Origin of the sequence: Enterococcus sp. AZ196 (genome assembly GCF_050498845.1) — a bacterium.
Lineage (GTDB): Bacteria > Bacillota > Bacilli > Lactobacillales > Enterococcaceae > Enterococcus_A > Enterococcus_A murrayae.
Map to the genome: position 1 here is coordinate 572935 of NZ_JBIPAM010000001.1, position 17562 is coordinate 590496.

Annotated in this window: 15 protein-coding genes; all 15 read left to right on the forward strand. The window is 37.9% G+C overall.

Annotated features, from left to right (window positions below; all coding sequences use genetic code 11):
* The 15 genes from IGI67_RS02735 (at position 1) to IGI67_RS02805 (ending at position 17480) form a co-directional block, all read left to right on the forward strand.
* Positions 1–3423: a pyruvate carboxylase gene (locus tag IGI67_RS02735; protein ID WP_429956668.1), complete on the forward strand. Its 3423-nt coding sequence runs from the start codon at positions 1–3 to the stop codon at positions 3421–3423.
* Positions 3424–3618: 195 nt separating this feature from the next.
* Positions 3619–4725 carry a CAP-associated domain-containing protein gene (locus IGI67_RS02740; RefSeq protein WP_429956669.1) on the forward strand — a complete coding sequence of 369 codons (1107 nt, stop codon included), beginning with the start codon at positions 3619–3621 and terminating at the stop codon, positions 4723–4725.
* A gap of 1 nt (position 4726) precedes the next feature.
* Positions 4727–5152, forward strand: coding sequence for a YlbF family regulator (locus IGI67_RS02745; RefSeq protein WP_207108501.1), 426 nt, complete (start codon positions 4727–4729; stop codon positions 5150–5152).
* Positions 5139–5486, forward strand: coding sequence for a DUF2129 domain-containing protein (locus IGI67_RS02750; RefSeq protein WP_207108523.1), 348 nt, complete (start codon positions 5139–5141; stop codon positions 5484–5486). Before IGI67_RS02745 ends, IGI67_RS02750 begins: the two co-directional genes overlap by 14 nt.
* A gap of 144 nt (positions 5487–5630) precedes the next feature.
* A complete protein-coding gene (gene rsmD / locus IGI67_RS02755; RefSeq protein WP_207108500.1) occupies positions 5631–6215 on the forward strand; it encodes a 16S rRNA (guanine(966)-N(2))-methyltransferase RsmD in 585 nt (194 codons plus the stop codon).
* Position 6216: 1 nt separating this feature from the next.
* The gene (gene coaD, locus IGI67_RS02760; protein ID WP_207108499.1) at positions 6217–6711 is read left to right on the forward strand and encodes a pantetheine-phosphate adenylyltransferase; all 495 of its coding nucleotides are present in this window, start codon (positions 6217–6219) and stop codon (positions 6709–6711) included.
* Positions 6692–7744: a SepM family pheromone-processing serine protease gene (locus tag IGI67_RS02765; RefSeq protein ID WP_429956670.1), complete on the forward strand. Its 1053-nt coding sequence runs from the start codon at positions 6692–6694 to the stop codon at positions 7742–7744. Before coaD ends, IGI67_RS02765 begins: the two co-directional genes overlap by 20 nt.
* A gap of 113 nt (positions 7745–7857) precedes the next feature.
* Positions 7858–8463 (forward strand): helix-hairpin-helix domain-containing protein, encoded by a 606-nt coding sequence (locus tag IGI67_RS02770; RefSeq protein WP_429956671.1) that lies wholly within the window; start codon positions 7858–7860, stop codon positions 8461–8463.
* Between the two features lie 255 nt (positions 8464–8718).
* Positions 8719–10788, forward strand: a complete 2070-nt coding sequence (locus IGI67_RS02775; protein WP_429956672.1) for a BglG family transcription antiterminator — start codon at positions 8719–8721, stop codon at positions 10786–10788.
* The gene (locus IGI67_RS02780; protein WP_429956673.1) at positions 10785–11066 is read left to right on the forward strand and encodes a PTS sugar transporter subunit IIB; all 282 of its coding nucleotides are present in this window, start codon (positions 10785–10787) and stop codon (positions 11064–11066) included. The genes IGI67_RS02775 and IGI67_RS02780 overlap by 4 nt, the downstream gene beginning before the upstream one ends.
* 17 nt (positions 11067–11083) lie before the next feature.
* Complete coding sequence (locus tag IGI67_RS02785) at positions 11084–12358, forward strand: PTS ascorbate transporter subunit IIC (RefSeq protein WP_429956674.1); 1275 nt, start codon at positions 11084–11086, stop codon at positions 12356–12358.
* Positions 12359–12388: 30 nt separating this feature from the next.
* Positions 12389–14383, forward strand: a complete 1995-nt coding sequence (gene tkt, locus IGI67_RS02790) for a transketolase (RefSeq protein WP_429956675.1) — start codon at positions 12389–12391, stop codon at positions 14381–14383.
* A 291-nt stretch (positions 14384–14674) separates the two neighbouring features.
* Positions 14675–14737 carry a hypothetical protein gene (locus IGI67_RS02795; protein ID WP_429958602.1) on the forward strand — a complete coding sequence of 21 codons (63 nt, stop codon included), beginning with the start codon at positions 14675–14677 and terminating at the stop codon, positions 14735–14737.
* Between the two features lie 26 nt (positions 14738–14763).
* A complete protein-coding gene (locus tag IGI67_RS02800) occupies positions 14764–15255 on the forward strand; it encodes a ComE operon protein 2 (protein WP_207108496.1) in 492 nt (163 codons plus the stop codon).
* 23 nt (positions 15256–15278) lie between these two features.
* Positions 15279–17480: a DNA internalization-related competence protein ComEC/Rec2 gene (locus IGI67_RS02805; protein ID WP_429956676.1), complete on the forward strand. Its 2202-nt coding sequence runs from the start codon at positions 15279–15281 to the stop codon at positions 17478–17480.
* Positions 17481–17562: the final 82 nt, after the last annotated feature.

Below are 17562 nucleotides of genomic sequence, written 5' to 3' on the forward strand. Positions count from 1 at the left end.
ATGAAAAAGGTATTGGTAGCAAATAGAGGTGAAATTGCAACACGGGTGTTTCGCGCGTGTAGTGAGTTAAACATTAAAACAGTGGCGATCTTCGCGGAGGAAGATCAATATTCGGTTCATCGCTTTAAATCAGATGAAGCGTATTTAGTCGGAAAAGGGAAAAAACCGATCGATGCGTATCTAGATATTGAAGACATTATCCGCGTGGCGAAAGAAGCAAAGGTGGATGCGATTCATCCAGGCTATGGCTTCCTTTCTGAAAATTTAGAATTCGCGAAACGCTGTCGTGAGGAAGGGCTTATTTTTGTTGGTCCTGAATTGCATCACTTAGATATTTTCGGCGATAAGATCAAAGCCAAAACAGCCGCCTTAGAAGCTGGGATTCCGTCAATCCCTGGTTCAGATGGTCCAGTTGATACAATCGAAGGTGTTTTGGCTTTTGCTGAATCGCACGGTTATCCTATCATGATTAAAGCGGCTTTAGGTGGCGGCGGTCGTGGTATGCGTGTTGCTCATGATGAAAAAGAAGCACGTGAAGGTTATGAGCGTGCCAAGAGTGAAGCGAAAGCCGCCTTTGGTAATGACGAAATCTATGTTGAAAAATATGTTGCCAATCCAAAGCACATTGAAGTTCAAATTTTGGGAGATAGTCATGGAAACGTGCTGCATCTCTATGAACGCGACTGTTCTGTTCAACGTCGTCATCAAAAAGTTGTGGAAGTGGCGCCGTGTATTTCCTTAAATGATGAACAGCGAGAAAAAATCTGCCAAGCGGCTGTTCAGCTAATGAAACATGTTGGTTATGTTAATGCTGGAACAGTGGAATTCTTAGTTGAAGGAGATAATTTTTATTTCATCGAAGTTAATCCTCGAGTTCAAGTAGAACATACGATTACTGAGCTGATTACTGGTGTGGATATCGTTACTTCACAATTAATGATTGCACAAGGAAAAGATTTGCATAAAGAAATCGGGTTGCCAAAGCAAGAAGACGTTCAAATGTCAGGAGCAGCTATTCAATGTCGGGTGACAACAGAAGATCCGTTGAATGGTTTTATGCCGGATACAGGGAAAATCGACACGTACCGTTCACCAGGTGGTTTTGGTGTACGTTTAGATGTAGGAAATGCTTATGCTGGTGCGACTGTTACACCATATTTCGACTCATTACTAGTAAAGGTATGTACTCATGCGTTGAATTTTGATCAAGCAATTGAAAAAATGCAACGTTGCCTGATTGAATTCCGTATTCGCGGTGTTAAAACCAATATTCCTTTCATGCATAATGTAATCAGTCATCCTGTTTTTCAAAGTGGAGAAGCAAAAACGACATTTATTGATAATACACCTGAGCTGTTTGAATTCCCACGTGTTAGGGATCGCGGTAATAAAACTATGCGCTACATTTCAGAGATTACTGTAAATGGCTTTCCTGGAATAGAAAAACAAGAGAAACGTTATTTTGAAACACCTCGAGCACCAAAAATCGAAAAAAGAGAATTAGTTACAGCTAAAAATATTTTGGATAAAGAAGGCCCTGAAGCAGTAACAGAGTGGATTAAAAAACAAGATTCAGTTCTATTAACTGACACGACCTTCCGTGATGCTCATCAAAGCTTATTGGCTACACGAGTTAGGACACATGATTTGTTAAATGTTGCCCAAGCAACAGGTGAAGGAATTCCTGAATTATTCTCAAGCGAGATGTGGGGCGGTGCTACATTTGATGTGGCATACCGTTTCTTGACTGAAGATCCATGGAAACGACTAAAATTAATACGAAAAGCCATGCCAAACACTTTATTGCAAATGCTTTTCCGCGGTTCGAACGCAGTTGGCTATTCAAATTATCCAGATAATGTATTGGAAGAGTTTATTAAGGAAGCGGCTTACCATGGTATCGACGTCTTTAGAATTTTTGACAGTCTGAACTGGCTGCCACAAATGGAAAAAAGTATTCAGTATGTTCGCGACGCAGGAAAGGTTGCTGAAGCAGCGATTTGCTATACAGGTGATATCTTAGATTCAAGCCGGACTAAATATAATGTTCAATACTATAAAGATATGGCGAAAGAATTGGAAGCTCTGGGAGCCCATGTGATAGCGATCAAGGATATGGCTGGGCTTTTGAAACCTCAAGCTGCCTTCCATTTAATCAGTGAGTTGAAAGAAACAACAGATCTTCCGATTCATTTGCATACACATGATACTGCTGGAAATGGGATTATTACTCTGTCTGCTGCTGTTAAAGCAGGTGTCGACATTGTAGACGTCGCAACGAGTGCAATGAGTGGTGCGACGAGTCAACCGAGCATGAGTAGCTTGTACTATGCTCTTCAATACGGCGATCGCGCGCCTGATTTGAATTTGAAGAATGTTCGTCAGTTAAACCATTATTGGGAAGATGTTCGACCATATTATTCAAGCTTTGAGAATGGTATCATGGCAGCTCAAACAGAGGTTTATAAACACGAGATGCCTGGAGGACAGTATTCAAATCTGCAGCAACAGGCCAAAGCTGTTGGATTGGGTGAAAAATGGGATGAAATTAAGGAAATGTATCAAACTGTCAATCTGATGTTTGGAGATATCGTAAAGGTTACACCATCTTCTAAAGTGGTAGGAGATATGGCACTGTTCATGGTGCAAAATGAATTAACTGAAGAAGATATCTATGATCATGGGAATGAATTAAGCTTTCCTGATTCTGTCATCAGCTTTTTCCAAGGTGAGTTAGGCCAGCCAGTTGGCGGATTCCCAGAAAAACTGCAACAGATTATCTTACAAGGACGTCCGGCCATGCAAGAGCGCCCAGGCAAATTTGCTGAGCCTGTTAAATTTGAAAAGGTAAAGGAAGAATTGCAGGAATTGATTGGCTTTGAACCAAGTAAAACAGATGTTTTAAGCTATTTGATGTATCCGCAAGTATTCTTGGATTATCAAAAATCATATGGTCAGTTTGCAGATGTTACGTTGTTAGATACGCCAACCTTCTTTAGTGGTATGCGTCTTGGTGAAACAATTAACGTCCAAATTGAAAAAGGTAAGACTTTGATTATTCGATTGGATGAGATTGGTGAAGCTGATGTCGAAGGAAACCGGACATTATTCTTCAACTTGAATGGGCAACGTCGTGAAGTCGTTGTAAAAGACGCTTCTATCAAGAGTGCCGTTCAAACTAAGCGCAAGGTTGAACCAACAAATCGTGAACAAATCGGAGCAACAATGACTGGTTCGGTATTGAAAGTCCTAGTCGAAAAAGGCGATCATGTTGAAAAAGGTCAACCGCTACTGATTACTGAGGCGATGAAGATGGAAACATCCATTGATGCTCGTTTTGCTGGAAAAGTTTCTCATCTATACGTTGAAGAAGGTGAAAGTATTTCTTCTGGCGATTTATTGATTGAAGTAAAAGAAAAATAGAAATATATTTCTTAGATATGCCAAGTATAGGCCTGAATCAGGGATCCTTAAAACTCTAATTTTGAGTCAAAATATTAGGGGAGTAATATTAGAAAATTGTCTGTTTACTTTTAGTAAAGCTGGATTTTTTTGTTGGGGCCTTTGTATCATTTACTTGAAAAAAATTTTATTAGTATGATTTAGGAGCGTTGTTGTGTGAAGAGAGTGATTGGTTTTCTTAGTATTCTATTTTTAGTTTTGATTGGTTACTATTTGCAACCAGTCCTCTTTCCACCGACACAAGGGAAAGCTCCAGTTACATCAACAAATCAAGTGGTTCGACACAAAGCCTTAAAGCATCAAACAATCAAATCGGAAGGGTTTGCGGACTACGTTACACAGCCAATTGAAGCTTTTGAGCAGAAATTTGGACGACCGACGAAAATTGAAGACAGCGGATTTTTCTTTCAAACTCGTGACTATGCGTTAGATCAAGGAATATTGGAAGTGAATGTAGAGGCTGGAAAGGTCAGTACAATAAAAGTAATGGCGAAAAAGGCGGATATTCAGCCTTTTAAATTCAGTATGACTAGCAAACAACTAGCGGATCAAATCAATTTGTCTGCGGATTTTGCTTTAAGTTATGATGAGGAACCAGTACAGATCGAGCTAAGCGAAAATGACATGCGATTTCGTCCATTGATCGCTTTTGATAATGACACGTTTGCAATGCTCTTTTTTAACGGAAGTAATGAGAAAATGATTGGCGCTGTTTATTTGGATATGGAAAATTTATTACGATTGATGCCATATCAAATCAACAGCGGTAATCCTTTAGCCAATCGTGTACAAGAAAGTAATCTTGATTGGAATATCTTAAACCAACAAAAGCAAGAACGTGCGATTAATGTAATTAATTTTTATCGGGGATTACGTAAATTGGAAAAAATCCCCACTACTGATTCTTCGATGAATGACAGTAAGAGGCTGTTAAAAAGTTTTTTAACAGCTCCTAAAAAAGTGCTGGACAATGAGCGTTTAGAAGAGTGGCAAACGGGGCAAGGAGCACATTTAAGCAACTTATCTTTTGAGCTTTCTTCAACCGAATTTAAAGACTTGGCCAAAAATTCCAAAATTGATTATGAAAACGGCTTTTTCTATTCACCGATGATCGATCCATTATTTAATCTTTTTGATTGGGTCAGTCACGAGCATTTGAATGAAGCGATTATGGCAACAGAGACAGAGCTTGGCGTTGCAATTGATCAAGAAAGTGTGCTAGTCTTGTTACAAGAACCAGAAAAAACAAAGGATAGTGAATAGGTTGATTATAAATGATGCTTTCTTTCAGTTAGAGGATCAAAATCAACTGTTGATTCAAGAAATTTTAGCGAGTAAAAGCTACAAAAACTATCTGCTGGCAAGGAAACAAATGAATGATTGTTTAGAAGTAGCGAAGCTGAAAAAAACGTTTCAGACCGAAAAAGACAAATTCGAACGAATCGCGGCATATGGAGAGTATGCGCCTGATTATCGCCAGCAGCAGCGTAAAGTTCGCATAAGTAAGCGTGCGCTTGATTTGAATGAAAAAGTTGCTGCTTTTCGGCTAGCTGAAACCGATTTTCAACAGTTGTTGGATGAAATCGGCATCCGTTTGGCACAAGTGATCTCATCAGAGATTAAGGTCGATGCAGGAAATCCTTTTTTTGAAACAGGGAATCATAGTTGTAAGGGGAATTGTCATGGATAATACTGAGTTTGTAATGCAAAAAAGACGAGGGATAATCGTTTGGGTCTATTCTTTGAAGCAATTAAAGACCTTGAAACGATTTGGTTTGATTCACTTTGTTTCAAGAAAAATGAAGTATGTTGTTTTATATGTAAATGAAGAGGTCGTAGATGAAACAGAAGAAAAGCTGCAAGGATTGCATTTTGTACGTCAAGTAGAGCGATCCTATCGACCAGATATTGAGATGAATTTTGCGGATCGGATCGGAACGAAGGCCGCTTATCAAGTAAAAGATGACGATGAGTTGGATGTCGTAGAAGCCAATACAAAGATTCGATTAGCTGAAACAGTCTAAGTAAGGTGAAAAATGTCTGATTTGTTCAAACATTTTTCATCTTTTTCTTTGATAATAAAGAAGTCAGATCAGCTATGTTTATTTTACGAAATTTGAAAGCCAGAAGTGTTACATAATAAATAGAACATAAGGTATTTAGCTAACATGATTAGTAATGAGAGGGGCATGGGCAGCATGCGAGTGGTTGCAGGTGAATTTGGCGGTCGCAGATTAAAAACATTAACTGGAAATAATACACGGCCTACGACTGATAAGGTAAAAGGAGCTATTTTCAATATGATTGGTCCGTATTTTGATGGAGGTGCTGTCTTGGATCTATTTTCTGGCAGCGGCTCTTTAGGAATTGAGGCTGTTTCACGTGGGATGGACCAAGCTATACTAGTTGAAAAGAACTTTCGTGCAATGGAGGTTATTCGTGACAATGTCGCTGTGACTAAAAATGAAGAAGCATTTCAATTAATGAAAATGCCTGCAAACCAGGCGATTCAGCAGTTGGCTAGCAGTAAAAGACAATTTGACTTGGTATTGCTAGACCCGCCTTATGCAAAGCAGGAAATCGTAAAGCAGATTGAAATGCTTTTGCAGAATAATTTGCTGACGAACACTGCAATTGTGGTATGTGAAACTGTCAAAGAAGTCGTACTACCAGAGTCGATTGGTAAATTAAAAGAACGTAAGCGTAACGACTATGGGATTACTGCCGTAACGATTTACGATTGGGAGGATTAAGATGAAAAAAATTGCGCTTTTTCCTGGCAGTTTTGATCCATTGACTATGGGACATTTAGATACAATCGAGCGTGGAGCGAAACTGTTTGACGAGTTAATTATTGGCGTTTTCGTCAACACGAATAAGAAAAGCTACTTTACCTCAGATGAAAAGATGGCTATCGTAAAGAAATCTGTTGCTCATATCCCGAATGTACGTGTGATCACTCAAGAAAATGAATTGACGGTAACGGTCGCAGAGAAGCTGGGAGCAAAGTTCTTATTGAGAGGTATTCGCAGTATCAAAGATTATGAGTACGAAAAAGAAATTGCTCTAATGAATCGGCACTTAGATCGTGATTTGGAGACAGTCTTTTTATTAGCTGAACCGAAATATAGTCATATTAGTTCCTCGATTTTGAAGGAAGTTTGGACTTTTAATGGTGATGTCAAAGAATATCTGCCCGAAGCAGTCTATCGGGCGTTGGAAGAGAAGCGTGAGAATAGTGAAAAATAACAAACTTGTCAAACGATTACTACTTGTATTTATAGCTCTAGCTGCAATAGCTTGCGTGATAGTGCCTATCCCATATTACATCGAAGAACCTGGAGAGACGATCAATTTGAAAGAATTGATCACAGTTAATGATAAAAAGGATGAGAATAAAGGATCATTCAGTTTAACTTCGGTTGGTATTCGAAGGGCAACAGTTTTAATGGCTTTGAAAGCGAAGGTCGAGCCTTTCCATGAAATCATTTCTGTGAATGAGTTAACTGGTGGTGCCAGCGATGATGAATACATGCAAATCCAAAAGTTCAACATGGAAACTTCCCAAAACTTTGCGATCGAGCAGGCTTTAAAATTGGCGAATAAACCCTATAAAATGGAATACAAAGGTGTGTATGTCTTGGGGGTAGAAAAGAAATCAAATTTTGCTGGGAAAATCAGTGTCGGCGATACTGTAACCAAGGCAGATGGGAAAACCTTTACCAGCAGTGAGGATTTCATGAAGTATGTGAAATCACAAAAGGTCGGACAAAAGATGAAAGTGACCTATATTCATGATGGCAAAACGAAAGAAGCTACTGAAAAACTGATTAAACTTCCAACAGATAAAAAGCCGGGAATTGGTATATCACTGACCGATCATACAGAGATTGACTCTCAGGACAAGGTCAAAATAGATGCTGGTGATATCGGTGGTCCATCGGCCGGCTTGATGTTTACCTTGGAAATTTATGAACAACTAGTGGATAAAGATTTGCGTCATGGCGAAAAAATTGCGGGCACTGGTACGATCGGTTCTGATGGCGAGGTGGGAAGAATCGGTGGTATCGACAAAAAAGTAGCCAGTGCAGCTGCTGACAACAACAAAGTATTCTTTGCTCCAGATGATGAGATTACAAAGGAAATGAAGGAAGCACAACCAGGAATTAAATCAAACTATCAAGAGGCCAAGGCAGCAGCTAAAAAGCTAAAGACAGACATGGAAATTGTTCCAGTGAGAACTGTTAAGGATGCGCTGGATTACTTGGGAAAAATGAAATAAGTTCACTTAAGAGTGCTAGTCAGCAATGTCTAGCACTCTTTTTATATCCTTTTTTGAGAAAGCATAGCCGCGTTTCAGGGATAGCTGCGTATCTTAATGAAAAGGAGGATTTTATGAAAGCGTATTTGAAGAAATATCCATATTTGATCGTACTGCCAATAGTCTTGGCCATCGTTGGATTCTTTTTTTTAACTAGAGAGCCGGAAGAACAAGAGATGGATCCGGTACTTTTCTCAACAACTAACACCACAAAAGAAACGAATGAATCAAGCAGTAATCAAGATTGGTACGTTGATGTAAAAGGTGCGGTCAAAAGAGCAGGTATGTATCGAATCACACAGGGCATGAGGCTAATGGATGCAATTGATTTAGCTGGCGGGTTTACAGAGGAAGCGGATCAAAACCAAGTTAATTTTTCCAAATTACTGACCGATCAGGAAATTATCTATGTACCAAAAAATGGTGAAGAAATTCCGACGATTAACGAAAACTTCCAGCAGGTCGCCGGAACAACGGATTCTGATAGTAAAAAAATCAATATTAACACGGCAGATGTGAATGAGTTACAAGAGTTATCAGGAATTGGTGAAAAAAAGGCAGCGGACATTATCAAATACCGTGAAGAAAATGGCAGTTTTCACTCAGTAGAAGAGTTGACTAAAGTATCAGGAATCGGTGAAAAGACGCTTGAAAACTTGAAGGATTCTATTACAATCTAGGTAAAAAATTTTCAAAGATTATGGACAAAGTGGAGTTATATTAATTTGAATACTTTTTATGGTTCAGAAATTCGTGGATTTTTTTACTGAACAGCATACAGATATTTGTATGCTTTTTTTATTTGAAAAGGAGTTGATCAATCTATTTTTTTCTTAACTGTTTACTATTTGTTGATTGATAAAACAAAAGATGAATTGAATTAAGATTGAAGGTTGAATGCGCAACTATTATATTTTGATTAGGAGCTGAGGGAAATGATTGATAGTCAAGATTTAGCGATACTTCATGAAATTGCTTTTAGAAATCAAAGAGACACAGAAGATTTGGAAAGTAAATTTCTATTAACAAGAAGGCAAATTACTTATTCAATACGGAAAATTAACGATGTGCTTTCCAATGGTAATAATGATCTGATTACAGTGTGCAGTAATGAACTGAAGCTGGACAGTGAGGCTGAAAAAGAGTTGCAGACTTACTTGTTAAAAATGGAGTTCTTTTCAGATGTTTATCATTCAAAAGAAAATCGGCAGCTGATGATTCTATTGACTCTATCCTGCTCATTAGAATATTTGTCTTTAGACCATTTGATCTTTATGTTAGACAGTAGTCGTTCAACAGTTGTCAGTGATTTGAAGGAGGTGAAAAGAAAACTTATAAAAAATAATATAAAAGTTGAATACACACGAGTGAAGGGATACTTTCTAACTGGTAACGAGGCAGATATTCGTTATTTAGTAATGAAGACAGTGATTACATTTTTTTATCAGGATAACGGAGAACTCTTCCTTGAAAGCTATTTAAAGAAACAGTTGAACATCGAGTACTCGAAAGTTGAAGATTACATTCTTAGTGCTAGTCAAAAACATAAAATTTCATTTTTTGAGAATAAACTAAAGGAGTTTACCTATTGCTTCATTTTATTAAGTCAGCGTTTCAAGAATGAAAAGATCAATCATGCTAACAATGATTTTATTGATTATCACTCCAATGAGTATCAATTTAGTCTCAGTATCTGTCATTTTTTTAAGATCGATCTTTCAGAGAATATTTACTATATAGCTGCATGGGTTTTAGGGTTGTCAGCTGGAAATATTGATAAGGCTACTTCAGATAGATCAACGATAAAAAAGATTATCCAACGTTTGATTGCGAGATTTGAGAGTTTATCAGGAATACGTTTCTTAAACAAAGATGCTGTAACACGTAGATTATACGAGCATTTTCGCCCTAGCTATTATCGGTTGCTTTATCATTTGCCGATTGTTAATCCATTAGCAGCAAAAATAAAAAAAGAATATGGTGAAATGTATGCACTTGTGAGTGAAGCAATTCGTCCGTTACAACCGTTATTCAGTAGCGAACTTCCAGTAGATGAGATTGCTTTTTTAACGGTTCATTTTGCAGCATCAACTTTTGAGGAACAAGAGGAGCAGATTAAAAGAAATCGGGGATTAATTCTATGCCCTAATGGTATCGGGACTTCCATAATTCTGCAAAAAGAACTGGAATCACTATTTCCCAGTATTGATTTTATCGTACAAGACTATCAAAAAAAATTTGAACCTAATTGTTTTGATATTGTTTTTACAACCACAATCACACCTAGCATCTTAAGTATAGATTCGTCATTTATTGTTGTTAATCCTATCATGACGTCTAAAGAAAAATTCGAGCTAATCGGTCGAGTGTATGATTTATTGAATGATGAAGCGTTATTAGATCCAAGACTGGTTGATATTCTAAAAATCGTAAAGAAGCATGTAACCTATGAACAATATGAAAAAATTGAAAATGAGCTGCTTATCCAAGCAGATAGCAATCATTCTAGAATTGTTATTGAAGAAGGAGGTGAGTATCCGTTGTTAAGCGAAATTACCAATATAGACTTGGTGAAATTACAAGTGGAGGCTGATAATTGGGAAGACGCCATTCGTAATTCTACAGATGTCTTAGTTAATACAGGGATTGCTAAACCTAGTTATATAGATGGGATGATTCAAGCTACAAAAGAAACTGGTCCTTATATTGTTATTACAAAACATGTTGCATTACCGCATGCGCGTCCTGAAACTGGGGCGGAAAAGATCGGCATTAGTATTGCTACACTAAAAAGACCAGTAGTATTCGGCAACAAAGAAAATGATCCTGTAAAGTATATATTCGGTTTAAGTGCTTTGGATAATCAAACTCATTTAACGGCTATGTCAGAGTTGGCAGAATTATTAGATCATAAAGCATTTTATCAAGTGTTGGACAATGCCCAAAAACCAGAAGAAATTATTGATTTTATCACAAGCTTTGAGAAAGAGAGGATGCAGAGATGAAGAAGAAAGCATTGATTGCCTGTCGAACAGGAATGGGTTCAAGCATGATGTTAAAAATTAAAGTTGATCAGGTAGTACGAGCGTGTCAGTTTCCGTTAGAGGTACAGCATAGCACATTGGATGATGTCAAAAGTTTTAATGGTGATTTGTTGATTACGATGGCAGACGTTGCAGAGGAGTTAAAGGGGCAAGTACCGTATATTATTGGAATTAATAATTTGATGGATAAAAAAGAAATTGAAACAAAATTGCAGACATTTTTTGACGGTCAAGATTAATACGAGGAGGAGAGATAATGGGGGTATTAAAGGTAGTGGTGTTTGACTTACTGTCTTCAGCACCTATTTTAGTTGGTATCATTGCTTTAACAGGATTGTTGCTGCAAAAGCAGCCTGCCGATAAAGTGATCTCGGGTACATTAAAAACAATTGTGGGATTCTTAGTTTTTGGTGTCGGATCGGCAGCCGCAGTAACATCGCTGGATAGCTTCCAAGCATTATTTGCAGAGGGATTCGGCTTGAAGGGAGTGCTGCCACTAGCAGAGGCAGTGACCGCACTAGCTCAAGATAAGTTTGGTACGACAGTTTCTTTAGTCATGTTAATTGGTTTTTTATGTAACTTGCTAGTAGCAAAGTTTACACCATTAAAGTACATCTTTCTGACAGGACAGCATAATCTCTATCTAGCAGCTCTGCTTACGATCATGTTCAAAGCTTTAGGTATGAATAATTCATTGACTATCGGTTTTGGAGGAATGATTCTAGGAATTTGTGCTGGACTATTTCCAGCGATTGCTCAACCTTATATGAGAAAAGTTACAGGTGATGATGAGCTTGCAATGGGACATTATGTGACTGTTGGATATGCTATTTCAGGGTGGATCGGATCAAAAGTTGGTAATCCTGAAGACAGTACTGAAAATCTGAATTTACCTGGTTGGTTAACGATGTTTAAAGACTATGTCGTAGGTGTATCAATCACAATGATTATTTTTTTCTACATTGCGGCGATTGCTGCAGGGAAAGGGGCAGTAGAAGAATTATCTGGTGGGGTAAATTGGTTAGTTTATCCGTTATTTCAAGGATTGGGATTCTCTGCGGCACTGTATGTAATTATTACAGGAGTACGACTGTTTCTGGGAGAAATTGTCAGTGCGTTTGTTGGTATCTCAGAAAAATTAATCCCTAACGCACGACCAGCTTTAGATTGTCCGGTGGTTTTTCCATTTGCTCCAACAGCTACTGTAATTGGCTTTCTAGCAGCTTATGTTGGTGGATTGGTTACCATGATTATTATGGGACTACTAGGAGCGATTGTAATCATTCCAGTAGCGGTACCATACTTCTTTATTGGTGCAACCGCAGGCGTGTTTGGTAACGCTACCGGCGGTTGGAAAGGTTGTGTGGCAGGCTCCTTTGTTGTAGGCATATTAATTGCTGTTGGACCAGCATTAATCTACCCAATCATGGAAAATATCGGTCTAACTGGAACATCGTTCCCAGAAACAGACTTTAATATTGTAGGACTACTCATCTATTATATCGGACAATTATTACAAAGTATATTTTAATTGACGAATAAATTATTGGAGGAAATATAAATGAATGAGATTGATAAAAAATCAATTGCAGCAATTCGGAATTTAGTTGTAGATAGTGTAGAAAATGCGAAGCATGGACATATGGGAGCTCCTTTAGGTGCTGCTCCTATGGGATATGAGTTGTTCAGGTATCATTTAAAACATAATCCTAAAAATCCAAACTGGTTTAACAGAGATCGTTTTGTTTTAACATCAGGCCATGGCTCGATACTGCTGTATTCTTTACTACATCTATCAGGTTATGATTTATCTATGGAAGATATGAAACAATTTCGTAAGCTGAATAGTAAAACTCCAGGACATCCGGAAGTATTTCATACGCCGGGAGTTGAAGCTACTACAGGACCATTGGGTCAAGGATTTTCTATGACAGTTGGTTTGGCAATTGCCGAGGCGCACCTGAGGGATCGTTTCAATCAAGAGGAGTATCAAATTATCGATCATTTTACTTATACGATTTGTGGAGATGGCGATTTGCAAGAAGGCGTTGCCTTAGAATCAGCGGCTATTGCCGGAAAATTAGGATTAGGCAAATTGATTGTATTATATGATTCAAATGATATCACCTCTGACGGACCTTTGAGTTGCTCATCTCACGAGAATGTTCACAAAAAATTTGAAGCAATGAATTGGCAAACACTATTAGTAAAAGATGGAAATAATACTACTGAAATTTCTGAAGCTATCAAACAAGCACAATATGAAACAGATAGGCCAACTTTGATTGAAGTTAAAAATATTATTGGATTTGGTTCCAGTTTACAAGGCTCAGAGAAAATCCATAGCAATCCAGTTGGCGTAGAAGAGGCACAAAATATCAAAGCGACTATTGGATGGGAACATGGTGAGTTTTTTATTCCAGAAGATGTGAAAGTGAATTTTGATTCTATTATCTCTGAAGGAGAATTAGAAGAGAAAAGCTGGAACCAACTTTTTACAGATTATAAAAAAAATTATCCAGCTAAAGCTGCTGAACTTGAAAGAGCAATTGAAGGGAAATTTCAACTTAGTATAGAGGCTACTCAACCCTTCAATAATGAAGACAATATGGCAACACGTACAGCCAGTGGAAAGATGCTAAATCGTATATATAAAGATTTGCCATTTTTTGTAGGCGGCTCAGCTGACTTAGCTTCTTCAAACAAGACAACGATTGAAGAGTATCCTTTCATGGATGAAGAGCATCATGAAGGACCGAATATTCATTTTGGTGTAAGAGAATTTGCAATGGCTTCAATCTGTAATGGAATCACGCTGCATGGGGGATTAAGGGGGTATTGCGGAACATTTTTAGTTTTCTCTGATTATATGCGCTCAGCTATTCGTCATTCAGCGTTAATGGGTGTTCCAGTAACCTATATTTTGACCCATGATAGTCTACAGGTAGGGCAAGATGGACCGACACACCAGCCTGTCGAACATCTGGTATCATTAAGAGCTGTGCCTAACTTGATCGTCTATCGCCCAGCAGAAGCAAATGAAACCATTGTTGCTTGGAAACTGGCAACTGAATCAAAAAATACACCATTCGTCATTGCTTTAGGACGGCATGATGTTCCTGTTATTCCAGATGTAGATGCTAAAAATGCTGAAAAGGGCGGGTATGTCCTTTCGAGTGATTCAGAAACTCCGGATATTATTCTGATCGCTACTGGTTCTGAGGTAGAAATGGCCTTAAAAGCAAAAGAACAGTTGAATCAATACGAGGTAAATGTCGTATCACTTCCTAGCTGGGAGTTGTTCGATTCACAAACTGATGAGTATAAAGATTCCGTTTTACCGCCGTCAGTTGAGAATAAATTATCATTAGAGCTTGGTACTACCTTAGGCTGGTCCAAATATATAGGTGCGAAAGGAAAGTCCATCGGCGTAGAACAATTTGGTAAATCCAGTTCAGCAAATGAGCTTTTAGAAGCATATGATTTTACAGTGGAACGAATTGTCAAAGAAGCAATGAATTTGATGAATAAGAACAGTCAGGGTTATACAAAATAGAAGTTCTTTTTAGTGAAAATAGTTGTTGAGAATAAGATAAACGAATTATAAAGGAAAGAAGAGTTGTCACTTGAAAAGGCAAGTCATCTTTCTTTTATTCTTTTTATAAACCAACATAGAGAAAAATTTTGGTTTTAAATAAAGCAATTCTTTTACTATGCGTAATTTAGTTTAAACCCCAAATTTATTGCAGCAGAATTTATTCTAATTATCAGGAAATGGCGAGAAACAGTACCGGATACTATCAAATACTGTGAAGAAAATGGCAGTTTTCGCACGGTAGGAAATCTAATTAAAGTATCAAGAATCGGTGAAAAGGCGCTTGAAAATTTGAAAGACTCGATTACAATATAAGAAAGATCGAAAGAGAGGCGAAGAATTTGACTACTGAAAGAATACCTTGGGATCAATATTTCATGGCGCAAGCCGTTTTATTATCATTAAGGAGCACATGTACACGCTTAGAAGTGGGAGCAACGATCGTACGGGACAAACGAATTATCGCTGGAGGTTATAACGGTTCTGTCAGTGGTGATGTTCATTGCGTGGATGACGGCTGTTATGTTGTTGACGGACACTGCCTGCGAACAATCCACGCAGAAATGAATGCTCTTTTGCAATGTGCCAAGTTAGGTATCGCTACAGACCAAGCAGAAGTGTACGTAACTCATTTCCCTTGTTTACAATGTACCAAAGCATTGCTGCAGGCTGGGATTAAAAAAATACATTATCTTAAGGATTATCGTAATGACCCATATGCAATCGAGTTGATTAATCAAGTGGGGGCTAGCGCTCACCAGGTTCATTTAGAGAGCAAATACTTCACCAAACTTCAATTAGGAGAAGATGCTGCCACATTGCCAGAAAGATAGCTTCTGTTCGTAATTACTTGATATTGCCGATCCTGACGGCGATTCTATTTGCAACGTTGATTTATCAAGTCAATTTTTGGCTGACGTTGCTGCTGAGTGTTCTATTGATTCGAACCTGCTGCATGAAAAGCCGCAAGATTTTATTGCTGGCTTTTTTATGCAGCCTTTTTATTGGTTTACGGACTTATTATTATGTAAACTATATTAGAGCTGTTCCTGAAACGATAACTAATCAAACTATAACGATCCAATCAGACTCAGTTAAACTTGATGGAAACTTGTTAAAACTAACAGGAAAAGTCAATGGTAAGAAGTATTTAGTTTATTACTCATTGAAATCATCGGAAGAAAAAGATTTTTGGAGTCAAAAGAGTATACCAAATAGTGCGATTATTAGTGGAGAAACAGAGACGTTTGATCCAGCTAGAAACTTGAATGGTTTTGATGCAAAGAAGTATTATCACAGTCTAGGAATCAGTCGAATCCTCCAAGCTCAGAGATTTAGTTCATTTCAGCGGAAGAGGTCGGGACTTAGTGGTTTTCGGCAGCGCTTGATTTGGTCTATCGATAGGCATTACTCGAAACGTTTGGCTAGTTACATTAAAGCGCTAGTGATCGGTTATAAAGATGCCGAGTTCGCAGAATATTCAGCTGCATATAAAATGACGGGACTGCTCCATTTATTTACTTTATCCGGATTACATATTCAGTTTTATTTGGGCGGTATTCATCTATTGCTGAAAAGGCTCGCTTTGACTAGAGAAACACGGTTGATTCTGTTGAGTATAATTGGTTTTTTGCTGATTTACTTGACTGGCGGTGGTTTTAGTACGATTCGGGCAGTTCTAAGCTTTCTGATCGGTTTTGTATGTTTGACCTTTGATATCTTATTTTCAAAGCTTGACCAATGGAGTTTAATGCTGCTGCTATTAATTATATGTTATCCGTTGGCCCTATGGTCGGTAGGTGCTCAATTGAGTCTGTATTTTGCTTTATTATTATTGTACTTGAATGATTTAAGAATCAACGTTTGGCAGCAGACTATTCTTTTTTCTATTTTATCGTTACCCTTGCTAATCTTCAGTTTTAGCGAATGGACTATAATTGGAGGACTATTTACATTATTGCTGTTTCCCATTTTTGAATGGATAATTCTTCCAGGCTGTCTACTGCTTTTCTTTGGTTGTTTTTTACCTATCCCGCAGTTAATTGAATATTTGATGGAGTGCCTCTTTATACTACTGGAAAAATTTCTGACATTCGCTGCTTTTCCGAACTTAACAATTGGTAAGCCCGGATTTCTAATATTTCTATTTCTTCTGTTAATAGTTCTTTTGATTATTGATCGTTTAAAGTATCGCCAGAGGATTTTTTTTCTGTTAGGGATAGCCTTCTTTTTGATTGTTTCAATTTCTCTTTCAGCCAACGGCCTGATTGCTTTTGTAGACGTCGGACAGGGAGACAGTATTTTTATCAAATTACCTTTTAAACAGGAGACTTTTTTGATCGATACTGGAGGACGCTTGAACTTTAAACAAGACAAATGGCAAGTTAGACAGACAAAGCGGATATCTGACTATAATTTATTGCCTTTAATGAAATCACTAGGGTGCCACAAGATCGACCATTTGCTCGTGACTCATAATGATGCAGATCACATGGGAGAATTAAAAAATGTCATGAGAAAGGTAAATGTGAGAAATCTTTATTTAGCTGATGGTTCGCAAATGGAACTGCGCAACTTGCTGAGGAAAGTACGAGGAACTAAAGTTCATTTGGTAAAACGAGGCGATACCATTGGCCGATACTTAAAACTGCGAGTACTTTCCCCTGAGAAGAGTGAAGGTGAAAATGATGATTCACTGGTTACTTATTTCCAATTGAATCAACAGCGTTTCTTATTGACTGGGGATCTAGAGACTACTGGCGAAGAAGAACTGATGAAAAATTATCCGCAACTGAGAACAGATTTTTTAAAGATCGGCCATCATGGCAGTAATACCTCAACCGGTGAAGAGTTATTAGAAAAAACCAAACCTAAATATGGTATTATTTCCGTAGGCAAAAAGAACCGTTACGGACATCCTACTGATGAAACTCTGGAAAAATTAAATAAATACCAGATTAAGATTTTTCGAACGGATCAGCAGGGAATGGTCTATTACCAATGGTCTGAGATAACTAAACGTGGAAAAATCAAAGTGCTGATAGATTTTATTGAGTAATCGTGGTAGCATGGAGAGTCAGGTTTAACAAGAATAAGCAAGTATATAAAGCTGTTTTTAGAATTTTTATGAGTTAGGAGCA